The organism is Cecembia calidifontis (assembly GCF_004216715.1).
Classification (GTDB): domain Bacteria; phylum Bacteroidota; class Bacteroidia; order Cytophagales; family Cyclobacteriaceae; genus Cecembia_A; species Cecembia_A calidifontis.
This window is the reverse complement of the sequence record NZ_SGXG01000001.1, coordinates 1,337,327-1,353,882: the sequence shown is the minus strand read 5'-3', so window position 1 is coordinate 1,353,882 and position 16,556 is coordinate 1,337,327. Positions and strand designations below refer to the sequence as shown.

At 41.2% G+C, this 16,556-nt stretch carries 15 protein-coding genes and 1 pseudogene; 7 read left to right on the top strand and 9 right to left on the bottom strand.

The annotated features are described in order from the left end of the window. The first annotated feature begins 6 nt into the window (after positions 1–6). Positions 7–2,220, top strand: coding sequence for a tetratricopeptide repeat protein (locus BC751_RS05860; protein ID WP_130274729.1), 2,214 nt, complete (start codon positions 7–9; stop codon positions 2,218–2,220). A gap of 15 nt (positions 2,221–2,235) precedes the next feature. Here BC751_RS05860 and BC751_RS05855 read toward each other — a convergent pair whose 3' ends face one another. Together BC751_RS05855 and BC751_RS05850 are read right to left on the bottom strand one after the other, a co-directional pair. Further along, on the bottom strand, positions 2,236–3,186 hold the full coding sequence (locus BC751_RS05855) for an IS3 family transposase (protein WP_242617320.1): 951 nt from the start codon (positions 3,184–3,186) through the stop codon (positions 2,236–2,238). After that, the gene (locus BC751_RS05850) at positions 3,183–3,578 is read right to left on the bottom strand and encodes a transposase (protein WP_130273830.1); all 396 of its coding nucleotides are present in this window, start codon (positions 3,576–3,578) and stop codon (positions 3,183–3,185) included. Before BC751_RS05850 ends, BC751_RS05855 begins: the two co-directional genes overlap by 4 nt. 161 nt (positions 3,579–3,739) lie before the next feature. Here BC751_RS05850 and BC751_RS05845 point away from each other — a divergent pair, with 161 nt between their 5' ends. Then, positions 3,740–4,309 (top strand): sensor histidine kinase, encoded by a 570-nt coding sequence (locus tag BC751_RS05845; protein WP_341272830.1) that lies wholly within the window; start codon positions 3,740–3,742, stop codon positions 4,307–4,309. A 13-nt stretch (positions 4,310–4,322) separates the two neighbouring features. Here BC751_RS05845 and BC751_RS22305 read toward each other — a convergent pair. Next, a pseudogene (locus BC751_RS22305) lies at positions 4,323–4,472 on the bottom strand (ATP-binding protein); the annotation flags it as partial. A 301-nt stretch (positions 4,473–4,773) separates the two neighbouring features. Here BC751_RS22305 and BC751_RS05835 point away from each other — a divergent pair. Genes BC751_RS05835 through BC751_RS05815 form a run of 5 tightly spaced genes read left to right on the top strand, consistent with a single transcriptional unit; the run spans position 4,774 to position 8,601 of the window. Continuing rightward, positions 4,774–5,658, top strand: coding sequence for a sensor histidine kinase (locus tag BC751_RS05835; RefSeq protein ID WP_130274727.1), 885 nt, complete (start codon positions 4,774–4,776; stop codon positions 5,656–5,658). Between the two features lie 13 nt (positions 5,659–5,671). Further along, positions 5,672–6,058, top strand: coding sequence for a response regulator (locus BC751_RS05830; protein ID WP_130274726.1), 387 nt, complete (start codon positions 5,672–5,674; stop codon positions 6,056–6,058). Then, positions 6,058–7,098 carry an adenylate/guanylate cyclase domain-containing protein gene (locus tag BC751_RS05825; RefSeq protein ID WP_130274725.1) on the top strand — a complete coding sequence of 347 codons (1,041 nt, stop codon included), beginning with the start codon at positions 6,058–6,060 and terminating at the stop codon, positions 7,096–7,098. Before BC751_RS05830 ends, BC751_RS05825 begins: the two co-directional genes overlap by 1 nt. Before the next feature lie 34 nt (positions 7,099–7,132). Beyond that, the gene (locus tag BC751_RS05820; protein ID WP_130274724.1) at positions 7,133–8,017 is read left to right on the top strand and encodes a YitT family protein; all 885 of its coding nucleotides are present in this window, start codon (positions 7,133–7,135) and stop codon (positions 8,015–8,017) included. 2 nt (positions 8,018–8,019) lie between these two features. Further along, entirely contained in the window at positions 8,020–8,601 is a 582-nt protein-coding gene (locus tag BC751_RS05815) for an HD domain-containing protein (RefSeq protein ID WP_165389802.1), read from the top strand. A gap of 32 nt (positions 8,602–8,633) precedes the next feature. Here BC751_RS05815 and BC751_RS05810 read toward each other — a convergent pair whose 3' ends face one another. From BC751_RS05810 to BC751_RS05785, 6 genes are all read right to left on the bottom strand, one after another. Further along, positions 8,634–9,308, bottom strand: a complete 675-nt coding sequence (locus BC751_RS05810; protein WP_130274722.1) for a 3'-5' exonuclease — start codon at positions 9,306–9,308, stop codon at positions 8,634–8,636. 1 nt (position 9,309) lies between these two features. Beyond that, positions 9,310–11,256 (bottom strand): DUF294 nucleotidyltransferase-like domain-containing protein, encoded by a 1,947-nt coding sequence (locus tag BC751_RS05805; protein WP_130274721.1) that lies wholly within the window; start codon positions 11,254–11,256, stop codon positions 9,310–9,312. Positions 11,257–11,319: 63 nt separating this feature from the next. Further along, complete coding sequence (gene acs / locus BC751_RS05800; RefSeq protein WP_130274720.1) at positions 11,320–13,212, bottom strand: acetate--CoA ligase; 1,893 nt, start codon at positions 13,210–13,212, stop codon at positions 11,320–11,322. Between the two features lie 37 nt (positions 13,213–13,249). Next, a complete protein-coding gene (locus tag BC751_RS05795) occupies positions 13,250–13,606 on the bottom strand; it encodes a response regulator transcription factor (protein ID WP_130274719.1) in 357 nt (118 codons plus the stop codon). After that, positions 13,599–16,340, bottom strand: a complete 2,742-nt coding sequence (locus BC751_RS05790; protein ID WP_130274718.1) for an ATP-binding protein — start codon at positions 16,338–16,340, stop codon at positions 13,599–13,601. The genes BC751_RS05795 and BC751_RS05790 overlap by 8 nt, the downstream gene beginning before the upstream one ends. Next, positions 16,330–16,542, bottom strand: coding sequence for a hypothetical protein (locus BC751_RS05785; protein ID WP_130274717.1), 213 nt, complete (start codon positions 16,540–16,542; stop codon positions 16,330–16,332). Before BC751_RS05785 ends, BC751_RS05790 begins: the two co-directional genes overlap by 11 nt. Between the last annotated feature and the right edge of the window lie 14 nt (positions 16,543–16,556).

Here is a 16,556-nt window from a genome sequence, read left to right as displayed (position 1 = left end):
TTCTTAATGAACACCATCCAGCCTCATCCTAAAACGCTTATAAAGAAACCGGTACTATTTATTGCGGCCCTTTTCTTCTCCATTTTATGCCATGCACAGTCCTTTGAAATCGAAGCGCTCAAAAAGCAACTCGATGCCTACACCAAGCAGGATACAGCCCGTGTCAACCGCCTAAACGAGATTTGTAATACTTTCCCCAGGTTATCGTACGATGACTTGGAACGATATGGAAATGAGGCTTTGCAACTTTCCAGGAAACTCGCCTACCCTCGAGGAGAAGGCATGGCACTTCTTACCCAAGCTAGGCTGAATTATCCTAAAAACAGGTTAGACCTGGTAGAAAGCTTTATCCTTCAGGCTGATACCATCGCCAAGAAAACCAACGACGAATTTTTACAGGCATGGGTTTATTTAAGGCTGTCTGGGCTTTATGGCAACAACGACAGCAGGGAAGGAATTCCGTGGATTTTGAAAGCAGAGGATATCGCAGTAAAACTCAATGATAAGCGACTGATAATGTCGGTTCATCATGACTTGGCTGGTGTCTACTTTAGATTAGGAGATTATGCTACTGCCATGGATTATGCGGTCAGTGAATTGGTACACGCAGAAGAATTGAACGACAAAAAGTTTAGGTACTACGGGATGTCCAATCTCGCAGATGTGTACATCATGATAGGGGAATATGACAAAGCCAATGAATACCAAAAGCAATTGATTGACCTACATCAGGAGTTGGGGTTTGGGAACCGGCATTTGGCGGGGCTATATAATGGTTTAGGTGAGAATTACAGGCTTTCAGATAAGCCCGTACAAGCCATTGAGGCTTATGAAAAGGCTTTAATTTATGCTCCAAGCGCAATTGACAGCCTGGTTCCAATCAGTAACATCGCAGACGTATATGTCCGTATGGACAGTCTGCCAAAAGCTTTCCAAAAAGCCTACGAGTCACTTACCATGACAAACAAAATACAAGAAGATTCAATGTATGGTTGGATTTACGGGATTTTGGCCAGGGCCCATCTGAAGGAAGGTAACCTGGACAGCGCGGTATATTACGGAGAAATGGGTTATCGATGGGGACAGGACTTTGGTATCATGGAAGACTTGCGCGATAACGCTGAAGTACTGGCTGAGGTGTATTCACTTAAAAATGATCATAAAAACGCCCTTTCCTTTTTCCAAAAGTTCATCAGCTACCGGGACAGTATGGTCAATGACAAGGTGAGAAATAAATCCTTGCTGCTTGAACATAATTTTGAGTTAGAGAAAAAAGAAGATGAAATCGCCCTGCTGAACGAACAGAAAAAGCTTCAGCGGAATTTCCTGTACAGTTCACTGGTCGTCTTGTTACTTATCCTCGTTGCCGCTTTTCTTCTCCTTCGCAATATCCGCCAAAAACAAAAAGCCAACCGCCTGCTGCAAATGCAAAAGCAGGAAATTGATACCAAAGCCAAAGAATTGGCTGCCCAAAAAGACATACTACAAAAATCCTACGACAATGTTGAACTCTTGGGTGAAATCGGACGAAAAATCACTTCATCGCTTTCTGTTGAGAAGATCATCGAAACGGTGTACGATAATGTAAATGGCCTGATGGATGCATCCATCTTTGGGATAGGCATTTACCATGATGCAAAAAAGGCTTTGGATTTTCCTTCTACCTTCGAAAACGGCCAAGCCCTCCCTCCCTATTCGAATGCAGTCAACGACCCCAACAGATTGGCGGCAGTATGCTTTACTAGTGGAAAAGAAATCATCATCAATGACCTGGAAAAGGATTATATCCATTTTCTTCAAAAAATACCTACGCCGATCGAGGGTAAAAACCCCGCTTCCCTGATCTATCTGCCTTTGATTTCCAAAGGAAAGCTATTTGGGGTCATCACCGTTCAAAGTTTCAACAAAAACGCCTTCACGGATTACCATGTCTACATGTTACGGTCAATTGCCCTTTATACGGCCATTGCTCTGGAAAATGCTGAATCTTTCAATCAATTGAACTCCGCCTTGGATACGCTACAGGACACTCAGGCCCAACTGATCCACTCCGAGAAAATGGCCTCATTGGGGGAATTGACAGCCGGCATTGCCCATGAGATTCAGAACCCCTTGAATTTTGTGAATAATTTTTCAGAGGTAAGTGTGGAACTGGTGGAGGAGATACAAGAAGCGAGAAGCGAGAGACGAGAAACGAGGGGGGTGTTCTTCCCTGAATAGCGTTGACCGTTTGGTTCAACATTCATTAAATATTTCCATCGGGCAATCATGAGCCAGAGGTTCTTCTCTTGGGCAAACTTCGAAGGGGCTCGATGCCCCTAAGAAGTTTTTTCTTCCTTCGGTATAAACAATCACCGTCGGTCTTTCTTGGGCTTTTAAATTTAGTATATTTTTATAAAATCCCATGGGGGTGTATTTCATTTTAAATCCCCTGTGTAGTCTTATGCTGTTGTAGTTGGCTACAGCTTTCGCCACTTTTCTTTTCAGGTCGCTGAAATCTTTGATTATCCACCTTTTGAGGTATTCATTTTTTATGATTCCATTGATTCGTTCTGCGTAGGGGTTTTCCCATGCGATATTTCCCATACTGATATGGATATTGTTTTTGTTGAGCAAGGAGGTGTATTCTTTACTACTGTACTGGGAACCTTTATCTGAGTGGTGGATCAGGCCCCAAGGCTGGTATCTCAAAGTACTGAGGGCCATTTTCATAGCTTTGATATTACCTTCTGTGCGCAAGTTGTCGTTGACCGAATATCCCACGATGATCCTGGTATAAACATCAATAATGAAGACCAAATAATAGAATTCACCATTGAGGTAAAAGTAAGTGATATCGGTTTGGATGACCTGAAAAGGTCTGTTTATGGCCATACCTTCGATAAGGTTTGGATAAGAATAAAGGCCTGCGTAAGTGGTTTTCTGGTAGTTTTTTATTTTTTTGATACCATATCCCATTTCCATGAAAATTTCACAGAATTGATCCCTTCCCATGAATTCGGGTTTCAATGTATAATACATTTTTTCGACCCCACATCCTGGATGGTCTTCCCTGAGCTCATCGGCCAGGATTACCAGTTGGGCAATTTCAAGATCGAATGCTTGCTGCCTTTTTTTGGCTTGTTGAACGGCCTGCTTGGTTACTCCAACAGTCCGATAAAGTTCATTGAGCGAATGGTTTATCATACTTTTGTTGGATTGGAACCACCAGAGTGTGGGGTTTTGGAGTTTTTTTTAATATCGATTGAGTAAGTTTCTTTGGCCAAATCAATCATTTTTTCCAAATAATCAATCATGATCTGTTTTTGGCCAACGGTACGCTCGAGATCTTTGACCTTTTCTTCGAGTTCTTTGAGCCTATTGGTTTGACTGTCTTTCATCTCAATTATCCTGATATTTTTTTCATTATAGGTCGAATACTTATAAATCCAATGATAAATAACTGAGTTCACAATTCCATAATGTCGCTCCATTTGCTGAACTGTCATGATTCCTTTCTCAAAATCATCAACCAACTTACGTTTAAATTCCTCTGAAAATCTACGCTGAGAATTAATCCTTTTTCCTGTTTTTAACATCTTTTTTCTCGGTTAAAAACGGTCAACCTATTTCAGGGAAGGACAGGGAGAAGCAAGAAACAAAGTCCTGTCCCGAGAATCGGGAAGACAAGAATCAAGAAAAAGAATGGGCGGATAGTGAGGGATTGGAGGATGAGATATTGGAGGATATCAAGCAAAATTTGGAAAAGATCCAACATCATGGGAAGCGGGCGGATGCAATTGTAAAAGGGATGCTGGCCCATAGCCGTAAAAGTACCGGAGAAAAAATACCCACAGACATGAATGCTTTAGCTGATGAGTATTTGAGGCTGAGTTACCATGGTATGCGAGCCAAAGACAAATCATTCAATGCTGATTTCAAAACTGAATTTGACCCTACTCTTCCCAAAGTCAAAGTAGTGCCACAGGACATCGGTAGGGTGCTGTTGAATATCATCAATAATGCCTTTCAGGCCCTAAATAATGAGGAATTAAGAATGAGAAATGAGGGATTTAAACCTCTAGTCACCGTCTCCACCAAAAACCTTGGGGACAAAATCGAGATTTCCGTCAAAGACAACGGCCAGGGCATCCCCGAAGCCATCAAAGACAAAATCTTCCAGCCTTTCTTCACAACCAAACCTACCGGGCAAGGAACGGGGTTGGGACTGAGCCTGAGTTATGATATTGTCAAGGCGCATGGGGGGGAGATATTCCTTGATTCTGAACTTGATAAAGGAACCACATTTTCCGTTCGACTACCTATTTGAGTCAATTAAAAAATCAGGTATAAGGCACACGGATAATAAAAACTGTCCCTTCTCCAATTGTTGTTTCTACGATCAGGGAGCCATTATGACTTTGCGTAATGATTTCACAGGACAAACTCAGACCTAAACCTGTGCCCTCACCGGTCGGTTTAGTGGTAAAAAAACGGCTCAAAAATCCGTTAACTTGCTATGTTTTAAAATCAAGTAATTCTTCATTTAATATTAATCCGTGTTCTATCAGGATTATTCTATTGAAATTCAGAAAGGAAGATTTTCCTGTAAAGTGAAAGCGCTACAATATTTTTTTGATTTTCAGACTTTAAAATCAAGCTGCAATAATTTTTAGTATATTAGGAAAGAATTTTATTCTGTCCAAGAAAGGAAGTCCAAAATATCCCTTTAAATGGATGATGAAAGTTATTCTAACCGAAGTGGCTGATTATTCAAGACAACTTTAAAAGCCCATGAAAGAGGATGATGAACAACAAATTGAGCATCTCAGGCAGCTTCTGCAAGAAAAATCTTCTTTGCTGGAACAATCTCTCAATGAGGTTCAAATTCTCAAAGAACAGATAATCAAAAGTGAAAAGTTAGCAAGTTTAGGAATGCTCGCTGCGGGCATAGCGCACGAAATCAAAAACCCATTGAACTTCATCAATAATTTTTCAGAATTGAGCATTGAGTTTTTACAAGAAATCGAAGGGAGTCTTCAAAGCCTGGAAAAAACTGAAGTCATTGAAGAAATAGAAGCCGTATTGAATGACGTAAAATACAACCTGGAAAAAATCCAGCAAAACGGACAAAGAGTCAACCGGATTGTTACTTCTATGCTGCTTCATTCAAGGGGTAAGAGCAGTGAATTTGAGCCCACAGACATCAACCAATTGATCAAAGAATATGTCAACTTGGCTTTTCATGGCATGAGAGCAGGCAAATCTCCCATCAATGTGAAAATAGACTATCAATTGGAAGAAGAAATCCAAGCTATCCCATTAAAACAGGAAGATTTCAGCCGGGTTATCCTCAACTTGTGCAACAATGCTTTCGATGCTATGCGGGAATTAAACAATGATTTTCCAAACAATAAGAGAGAACCTGCTTTAAAAATAAGTTCACGCAAAGATGGCCCCTGGATCACCATTGAGGTGGAAGACAATGGACCAGGTATACCTGAAGAGATAAAGGACAAAATCCTTCAACCTTTTTTTACAACCAAAAAAGGGACGCAGGGAACCGGCCTTGGCTTAAGCATTTCTTCAGACATAATAAAACAACACAATGGTTCAATCACCATTGATTCAAAAGAAGGACATTTTACAAAATTTATTATAAAAATCCCCGGAAATTAAAAACTTGAAAACCATGAAAATCATGATTGTAGATGATGAGAAAGATGTAGAGATGCTTTTCCGTCAAAAATTCCGAAAAGAGTTGAGGAACAAAGAAATTGAATTTGACTTTGCTTTTTCCGGGGAGGAAGCACTTAATCTTTTGGGAAGTGAAAACCCTCCTAAAATTGTATATGTGTTTTCAGATATCAATATGCCTGGGATGACCGGCTTAGAATTGTTGGAAAAAATCAAATTGAAATACCCAAACATTCCTGTAAGTATGATTTCTGCTTATGGAGATTCTGACAACTATAATAAAGCTATCAATTCTGGAGCCAAAGGATTTTTTACAAAACCTATTGATTTTGAGAGCCTTAAAACTGAAATATCACAACTAATCAAAGAGAAAGAAGGATAATGGCAAAAATTTTGGTCGTAGATGACGAGGAAGATCTGGAAGTATTGATCAAACAAAAATTCAGGCAAAAAATCAGACAGCAGAAGTACGAATTTTTATTTGCCCATAATGGAAGGCATGCCCTACAGCAATTAGAAGAGCATCATGACGTAGATGTGGTACTCAGCGACATCAATATGCCCGAAATGGATGGGCTTACACTCTTGTCAAAATTGAATGAGCAGAATTTTTTGCTGAAATCTGTCATTGTTTCTGCTTATGGAGACATGGACAATATCCGCGTCGCGATGAACAGGGGAGCTTTTGACTTTGTCACTAAACCTGTGAATTTTTCAGATCTTGAAATTACCATCGATCGGACCATCAAACATGTTCAGACCTTGAGAGAAACATTAAAGGCTGTGCAAGAGAACAACATACTAAAAATGTATGTGGATGAAACGGTGCTCAATTTCATGGGGGGAAAAGAAATTGAAAATGTCTTGGCCAATAATCAGATCATAGAGGGAACAGTCGCCTTCATTGATATCTGTGGTTTTACTGCCATTTCAGAAAATGAATCTGCCGATAAAGTGGTGAGTTTGCTGAATGCCTATTTTGATATCATGGTCAAAGAGATCATCAAAGAAAACGGCGTGGTGGACAAGTTTATGGGAGATGCTGTAATGGCAACCTTTAAAGGGGATTTTCATTTGGACCGTGCCATTGATTCCTGTCTGTCCATCAGGGAAAAATTGAAAAATGCAGATATAGGATTAGATGCCGGAAGCTACAAACCTGAGGTATCCATTGGAATCAATACCGGAGAAATGGTATGGGGAAATATTGGTTCGGTTACCTTAAAAAGACTTGATTATACCGTAATTGGAGATACTGTTAATGTGGCTGCAAGGCTGCAAGCCTTGGCCGATAAAAACCAAATACTGATTTCAGAAAAATGCTATGAACTGGTAAAGGAATCATTTAAGTGCAATGAAATCGGCCTATTAGAACTCAAAAACAAACAAAAACCAATAAAAGCATTTGAAGTAGTAGAGTGAGGGGAAAAGGAAAAAATACAAAAAACCGTTAATTATGAGTTCTTCCAAGAAGATCCATTGGAAATCCATATTCTCCCTGAAATCCATAATATATACCATATCAGGAGTCCTTTTGGCAGTTATTGGTTTACAGGGGTTTATGGTACCCAATAATTTTTTGGATGGCGGAGTGACTGGAATTTCGATCCTGGTGACGGGTTTTGCAAATATCCATATCAGTATCCTTTTAGTCCTATTCAACATTCCATTTTTAATTTTGGGTTATAAAAAAATCGGGCCTGTTTTTGCCATGAAAGCATCTTTTGCAGTAATCTTGCTGGCATTGGGAATGTACTTTATACAGATACCGACTTTCACGACGGATAAAGTATTGATTGCTGTTTTTGGAGGCTTCTTTATCGGGATGGGAATAGGCTTTGTAATCCGGGGAGGAGGAGTGATTGATGGTCTGGAAATCATCGGCTATTACACCCAAAAAAAGTCAGGCCTCACTTCAGGCGAAACCATCATGGTCCTTAATTCCCTGATCATTTTAGGGGCAGCCTTTGAGTTTGGAATTGAAACGGCCATGTATTCTATACTCGTTTATTTTACAGCGATGAAAACCTCTGACTATGTGGTGGATGGTTTTGAGGAATACACTGCACTCACCATCATTTCCAAGGATTATGAACAGATCAAAGAACTCATCGTAAAAGATTTTGGGAAGGCCATTTCAGTCTATAAAGGAGAAAGGGGCTATTTACCGAATAGTTTTGATATCAAATCCGATTGTGATATCATTATGTCCATAGTGACCCGGTTAGAAATACATAGGATCAAAGAGGCTGTCTCTGAAATTGATCCCAATGCATTCTTCTATGTCCAAAGTATCAAGGAGGTTAAAGGAGGTATCATCAAAAGAAAAAGCGACTTTTAAAAGTGAAAGACAGGTTCTCTCTTTTATACCAAAAGTATATGGCATTTCTGGAAAAAAACATTCCGGATCATTTGACCTATCACAGCGCCTCCCACACCAAAGATGTGATCGAAAAGGTCAAGTTGATCGGTAACATAGAAAACCTCAGTGACAAAGACCTTGAATTAACAAAAGTTGCGGCCTTGTTCCATGACATGGGATACCTTGTCCAAAAAAATGGACATGAAAATATAAGCTGCGAAATTGCAAAAAAAGAGCTTCCCCCCTGGGGATTTTCTGAAAAGGAAATCAATGAAATCTGCACTGCAATCATGGCAACCAAGGTTCCTCAAAAACCCAAAAATCATCTCGGCAAAATTTTAGCGGATGCGGATTTGGAATATTTAGGAACAGAACATTTTGAGAAAGGAACTTCACTGCTATTCCAAGAATTGAAGTATACAGATCCTTCTCTAGATGAAGAAAAATGGATTGAAATACAAATTGAATTTTTAAGGCAACACCAATACCATACCCATTTTTGTAGATCCAACCGTGAACCTAAAAAAAAGGAACACCTCCAAAAATTAATTCAAAGAAAATAACACGCATAATCTCAAATTTGAAGGATTGCTTCCTACCTCATCAAAGTACCAAAATCTTTAATTCCCTTTTTCTCAGCCATTTTCAAAAGTTTCAAAAGCAATTGGCCGGTAAGGAATGCATCTCCGGCAGCTGTATGCCTGTCATCAAGTTCAATACCATAGCGCTCACACAAATTGTCCAGGGAATATTCGCCAGGTTTACCCATAGAAGGGTCATAGTGGGGACCCTTTTCCAACCTCATGGCCAAATATTGGGTATCCAGGACCGGATTGAGCAACTTTTTCAGGCCAAATGGCTTCAATACTTTTTCGAGCATCAACAAATCAAAACCAATATGATGGCCGACAATAATGTCCCTCCCGATATAGTCCAAAAATTGCTTCGCAAAATCTTTGATGGTCAATCCTTCAATTGGATCAATGATTTCATGGACCTGAATGGCTTCTTTGTTTTTAACAGGTGTTTTTAAATAGATTTCCTGAGCAGTATCAATCTTTAAAACATAAGACCTGAGCTTAATGGCGCCAAAAGAAATAATAAAGTCCTTTTTGGGGTCCAAACCCGTAGTTTCTGTATCCAAAACCACGAATGTAAGTTGGCTGATAGGACGCATGGGGGGAATTGGTTTTTCAAAAAGACTTTCGTATGTTTCTACGAAAGCCGTTTTGGGCAATTCTTTTCCAAAAATCCTGCTCAGCCAGTTCATATCAGTTTCTGAAATAACCCAATTGGAACCTCACCTGAATGATCTTCTGCAGCTCATCTATGGGGGCAAAGGCATTTTTCAACAATTGCCGCTGCAGTTTACCCAATTTTTCAGGCTGTATATACCTCCCTGAACTCCCGGAATTCAATCCCTCGATGGCCCTCATCCGCATCAAAATTTCATAAGCCTTTCCTGCTTCCAACATGAGTTCTCTATAATTGGGCTCCAAGTCTGCCAATTTTTCGAAGCGCTTAAAAGTATTGTTGATGCCAACCACCCGGTGACTGAGCACCAATAACCTCGCAATATCCGCCAAAGGCATCATGGCTCTCAATTTAATATCAAATTTATCCTTCTGCTCCCCTGATTTCTCTACAATGAAATTTCTGAAAAATCCCAATGGGGGCGGATTCAAAAGTGCATTCTTTGCCAGGAAATTGAGGAAAATGCTTTTTCCGGCAATTTCATTATAAATATGCTCTGTAAGCTCTTCGGCCAAGACTTTATTGCCAATTATGGCCCTATAATCGAAAAAAATCGTAGCGTTCATCAAGGCCTGTTGGTTAGGGCTGTGGATCCAGTCAGAAAACATGGCTTTCCAAGTGGATAATGGCTGACAATATTTGGGATTATTGGCCATAATATCTGCCGGGCAAGGCTTAAAACCACAGGCCAGCAGGATTTCTATCACCTGTTGGGCTATCAGCAACATGTACTCCTTGGTTTCCTCCACTTTGGAAAGGGGTACGTTTTCAAATACGATCGCATTGTCAAGGTCAGTCCTCAACAACTGCTCCTCCCTGCCTTCTGAACCCAAAGAAAGGAAACAGAATTTGACTTTTGAAATCTCCGGAAAATCAGGGTCATGTTTCTTCTTTGCCATCTCAACCGCCCTCCGAATGATGATGTCATTGATTTCCGATATGATACTCGCCACGAACTCAATGGAAACCTCATTTTCAAGGTAATAAGCCAATAGCTTCTCTGCCCTGTCCCTAATTTTGGCCATTTCATGGATTTCCCAGGTATTCATCAGGGCATTGATCAATACCGCTGGACTATTCCCCTGAGAAAGTAATATATCATGATCCGATAGGATACCGGTTATTGGGCTATCCGATGAACCATCTTCTGTAAAAATGAGGTGATGCAACCTGTTTTTGATCATGGTTAGGTAAAGTTCAGAAAAGGCAGCATCTTTCCTTTTGGTAATTACAGGTGTCGTCATCAATTCCTCAACGGGGGTGTCATAACTTTTATTCCGCGCAATCAACCTATTCCTCAGGTCTTTATCGGTAATAATACCTAAGGGATGATCTTTTTCATTGACTATGACTATGGATCCAACACCCTTTTCAGCCATAGCAGCTACCGCATCCCTGATGAGGGTATGCTGAGGACAGGTAAGTACATCCGAAGAATAATTGAGATCAGACTGACCGGTAAAAATCAAAAGTCCACTGTCTCTGGAGATTTCTTTAAAAGTAGTTCTTGCTTTTTGGGATTGGGAAAGGTCCGTTCTCACTACTACCTGTCCCGAAGCAAAGCCGGCAGCAAAATATAAGCCCACACGGCTGTTTTCATGGAGTATTTTTTCAAAAACCGCTACCGGAATAGCATATACCAAACTTTCTTCCTTCACCCTGGCATTGAGGAGATAGGGCCTTTTACCGAGCAAAGCCAAAACCCCAAACACATCCCCTTCATCACATACTTCTACAATTTCTTCCTGCCCATCTTTCTTTTCGGTTAAAAGCACAGATCCTTCCTTTAGCACAAAAAAATACTGTTGGGCAGGATCTCCCTGTTCGAAAAGCAATTCATTTTCAGAAAAATATCGGACTTCCACTTCTTTGGCAACCTGCTCCAAAGAGTCTTCACTTAGAAAACTAAAGGGTGGATATCTTTTGAGAAATTCCTTGACCCTGTTGACAATGACATTGGCCATATGAGATTTGAAATTTTGGATTCCGGAATCAATTTACTGATTTCCGGAATCCAAATTCAAAAATTATTTTCGGCCGTCAATGATCTGCTTGACCACTTCCGGATCCAACAAAGTGGAAGTATCTCCCAGGTTATCCGTAACTCCTTCGGCCACTTTCCTCAAGATCCTTCGCATGATTTTACCGGACCTCGTTTTTGGAAGCCCAGGTACAATCTGGATTTTATCCGGCTTGGCAATAGGTCCGATGATCTTGGAGACCATGTCCTTGATTTCATTGATCAGGTTTTCTTCCGTCCTATGGGACATGTCACAGATCACATATGCGTAAATACCTTGGCCTTTGATTTCATGAGGATAGCCAACTACAGCAGATTCAATGACCAATGGGTGCTCATTGATGGCATTTTCCACTTCTGCGGTACCCATCCTATGGCCTGATACGTTGATCACATCATCTACCCTACCCAAAATCCTATAATATCCGTCATGGTCCCTTTTAACACCATCTCCGGTAAAATACATTCCTTTGTAAGTTGAGAAATAAGTCTGTCTGCAGCGCTCATGGTCCCCCCAGGTTGTCCTGATCATAGAAGGCCAAGGGAATTTCACACAGAGGTTACCCTCTACAGAATTGCCAGTCAGTTCATTTCCCTCAGCATCTACTATAGCCAATTGAATGCCCGGTAAGGGAAGGGTGGCAAAAGCCGGTTTGGTAGGGGTAATTCCCGCAAGCGGTGACACCATTATCCCACCGGTCTCTGTTTGCCACCAGGTATCTACTATTGGGCATCTTGACTTGCCGATGTGGGTATAATACCATCTCCAGGCTTCTTCATTAATGGGTTCACCCACTGATCCCAGGACTTTCAAGGAATCCAAATTATAAGGGTCGATGGGATCGGTACCAAAGGCCTGTAGGGCCCTAATGGCCGTAGGCGCTGTATAGAATTGATTGACTTTGTGCTTTTCTATCACTTGCCAAAATCTACCGGCATCAGGATAGGTAGGTACACCTTCAAACATCAAGGTGGTCGCCCCCGCCAATAAAGGGCCATAAACTATGTAGGAATGTCCTGTAATCCATCCGATATCTGCCGTACTCCAATAAATATCCCCTGGGGCATATTGAAACACATTCTCAAAAGTATACTTCGTATATACCATGTAACCGGCAGTGGTATGGACCACACCCTTAGGTTTACCTGTAGAACCTGAAGTATAAAGGATAAATAAGGGATCCTCACTGTCCATTTCCTCTGCCACATTGCTGTCATCCTGCCCTTCAAGCACCTCATCCCACCAAAAATCCCGGCCTAACTTCATGTTGACCTCCTGTCCTGTTCTCCTGCAGACAATAACGGTCTCTACCGAGGACTTTTCCAAAGCCTCATCCACAATACTTTTAATTCCGATTTTTTTGTTGCCCCTAAAATTCCCATCCGAAGTTAAAATGGCCTTAGCTTCACAGTCATTGATACGGTCGGCAAGGGCAGTAGAACTGAATCCTGCAAAGACTACAGAATGGATGGCCCCTATCCTGGCACAGGCCAACATGGCCACAGCAGCCTCAGGAATCATGGGCATATAAATCACCACCCTATCACCTTTCTTTATGCCTTTAGATTTCAGAGCATTGGAAAACTGACATACCTGGTGATAAAGCTCTTTGTAGGTGATTTTTCTGGAAGGCTCTGTAGGTTCATTGGGCTCCCAAATGATGGCCGTCCTGTCCCCATAGGCAAAAAGGTTTTTTTCAAATATGTTTTCAGTAATATTGAGCTTTCCATTGACAAACCACTGCACATTTGGCCCATTGAAATCCCATTTCAAGACCTTATCCCATCTTTTTTTCCAATGAAAAGAATCTGCAATCCTGGCCCAGAAATTTTCAGGTTCGGTGACAGACTTCTGGTATTCATAGAAGTACCCGCTCAGGGTATGTATCCTATCGCTCATGATGTTACAAGTTTATTTTGGTTATTATTTAATTGATTTAATTCATTAATGTCTTGACTTTGGATACCAAATCCTTGGTGGAAAAAGGCTTGGTGAGGTAAAGGTCAGCTCCTGCCTCCAGTCCTTTTTGGATATCCTGTTGCTTACTTTTTGCGGTCAGGAAGATGACTTTCGTGGTCTGATGATTTTTTTTCAGGTGCCGGCACACTTCATAGCCATCCACCTTGGGCATCATAATATCCAAAATGACCAATTCCGGTTCGCTTTCGTCTATTATACCCAATGCTTCCTCACCATCCCGTGCGATGAAAACCTTGTACCCCTCTTTTTTGAAGAGAAACTCGAGGGAAAGGAGAATATTGGGTTCATCATCTACAATCAATATCTTATTCATTGTCTTTAGGGTATATTACTTTTTCTTTCACTGATTCCTGTAAAGGAAGACTAAAGGCGAAGCAGGTAAGTCCTTCTTCTTGGGAAATACCTATTTTCCCTCCATGATATTCTACTATTTTCTTTGATATGGCAAGCCCCAGACCACTGCCGACCGGCTTTTTACTGGTTTGGTTTTTGGCTTGGAAAAACTTGTCAAAAATATAGGGGACTTCCTCCTCCGGGACTCCTTTTCCATCATCTTTGACCTGAATGATTAGCTCATCATCCTTTAAACTCCCATGAAACTCCACTTTTGATTTGGCAAATTTGGAAGCATTGGACAAGAGGTTCAAAATGACCTGCTTGATCCTATCTTCATCTATTGTCAACTCCAAGGCTTCAAAATCCAACTGCATGTCAAAACGCAGGCCTTTCTCTTTAAATACCTGTAACATACTCTCAGCAGCCTGCAAGATAACTATCCTAATATCTGTCTTTTCAAGTTGTAACTCCTGCCTTCCAGAATCAAAGCGCTCCAAATCTAACACCTGCTCTATCAGGCGCGCCATCCGGCTGGTCTCTTGAATGATGATGTCCAAAAAGCGCTTTCTTTCTTCTTCCGGCAAATCTTCATCCATTAAAATCTCTGAGAATGCCCGAATGGAGGTTATGGGCGTTTTCATCTCATGCGTTACAGTCGAAATAAATTCATCTTTGAGCATATCATTGAGGCGCAGGGTTTCATTCATTCTCCGGAGCTCGGCAGAGGCTTTTTTCAGCTCCTTACTTTTTTGCTTGAGCTCAAGATTGAGCGTTTTGAGTTCTTGCGTTTCTTTAAGGATTCCCAAGACCTCTTCCATACTGATTTCCTCTTCTTTGACGACAGATTCCACCATAATCCTAGCAGAGGCTGATCCTATAATGCCTGATAATATCCTTTCGGAATAATTGACCAATTCCGGATCAGCATAGCTGTTGGTCTCTAATACTTTTCCTGTCTCAATTGTATAAGTTTTCAGTAATTCCTCTGCTTTTGGTTCCCCAAGAAAATTAATCAGAAGCGCTTTCAAATCCGGTAAGTAGGCCTGACCTTTCCAGATAATGGAACTGTCCAAGGTGGTACTGTATTTGAAAATATCCACAAAAACAATGGCCTGATTATGCTCCTTGGATGACTGCTCCTTTACCATAGAGATCAAAACATATAAGAACACATTGAGGGACAGACTAAAAAACAGACCATGGGTAATATAAGTCATATCCTGCATGCCCAATAAGCTATAAGGCTTCAAAGCCGCAATTCCAAACAGCCCCTCGGTCATGAGGCTTTCCGGCAACCAACCTGCAGTAACAATTGTTGGTACAACGAGTGTATAAAACCAGATGATAAAGCCGGCAATTATCCCTGTCAGGGCCCCCAATCTGGATCCCTTTTTCCAGTAAATGCCTCCCAATATGGCTGGAGCAAACTGAGCGATGGCAACAAAGGAGATCAGGCCAATGGAAACCAAAGAAAACTGCGCTGAAACCTGTTTGTAATAAATATAGGCCAACATGATAATCAAAAAGATACTGGCCCTTCTGATCCAAATCACAATACTTCCTAACTCATGCTGAAATTTGTTTTTGAAGCTATCACTGACCAATAAGACGGGAATTACCAGGTTATTGCTGACCATATTGCTCAAAGCAATCGTTGAAACGATAATCATGCTGGTAGCCGCCGAAAACCCACCCAGATAAACCAATAATGCCAACCAGTCCTGACTATATGCAATTGGTAATGCCAAAACAAAAGTATCTGCATCGACGACTGAATCCTGAAAATGAACAAGTCCCCCAAGGGCAATGGGCAGTACAAAAATATTGATCAACAAAAGATACAAAGGAAAAAGCCACATCGCCTTATCAAGATGTTTCTCGTTTGTATTTTCCACCACAGCCAGCTGAAACTGTCTCGGCAAAAAGAAAACAGCCATCATGGATAAGGCACTCATCCAAAACCATTCCGAGGCATTATTCTCCCCCTGTAGGACAAATAAGTGATCCAATCCTCTTAATTCTGCCTGCAGGAATATGTCCGTAAACCCTTCAAAGATAAAATAGGTGACAAACACCCCCACAATCAGGAAAGCTACAAGTTTAAAAACCGATTCAAAGGCCACTGCCATGACCATTCCCTCATGCTGGGCAGTAGCCTCCGCATCACGCGCCCCAAATAAAACCGTGAAAAGCGCCAATCCCAAAGCCAAGAAGAAAGCTGTGTCCTGATAAAAAGGGATTTCCACAAAAGGCTGGGCTGCCTCCGCATATTGCAAAATATCAAAGGTACTTGCGATAGCCTTGATCTGAATGGAAGTGTAAGGCAGAATACCTAAAAGGCAGAACAGGGTGACCACACCACCCAGGGTAATGTTTTTGCCATATCGGCTCGAAATAAAATCTGCAATAGAGGAAATCCTCTGCACTTTGCTGATCCTGATGATCTTCCTCATGACAATCCACCAAAGGGGGGCAACCAAGCTGGGTCCCAAATATATCGTCAAAAATTCCAGCCCATTGCTCGCAGCCCGACCCACAGAACCATAATAGGTCCAGGCTGTACAGTAGACTGCCAGAGAAAGGGCATAGATATAGGGATTGGAAGCATAGCTTTTTCCTTTCCGGGCTGATTTTTCAGAAAAGTAAGCTATGGCAAAAAGCAAAGCCAGATAACCAAAGGTAAACGCTATGATCAATCCCTTACTGAGCATTCTTGTTACTGTTCGTTTTTCTCAATACCCAAATGGTCAAGCCAATGATCAAAGCCCAAAATGCAAAAACCATCAGAAAAAGCACAGGAATCCCTGCCAGCTTGGCCGGTATATTATAGAGGTAGAGCACAGGATAGTTCAACAGGAACAAACCCAAAAAAAACACCCCCCATAAATATTGGTTTTTTGCTCCTTCTTTCATTTTTGCAGCTTTTG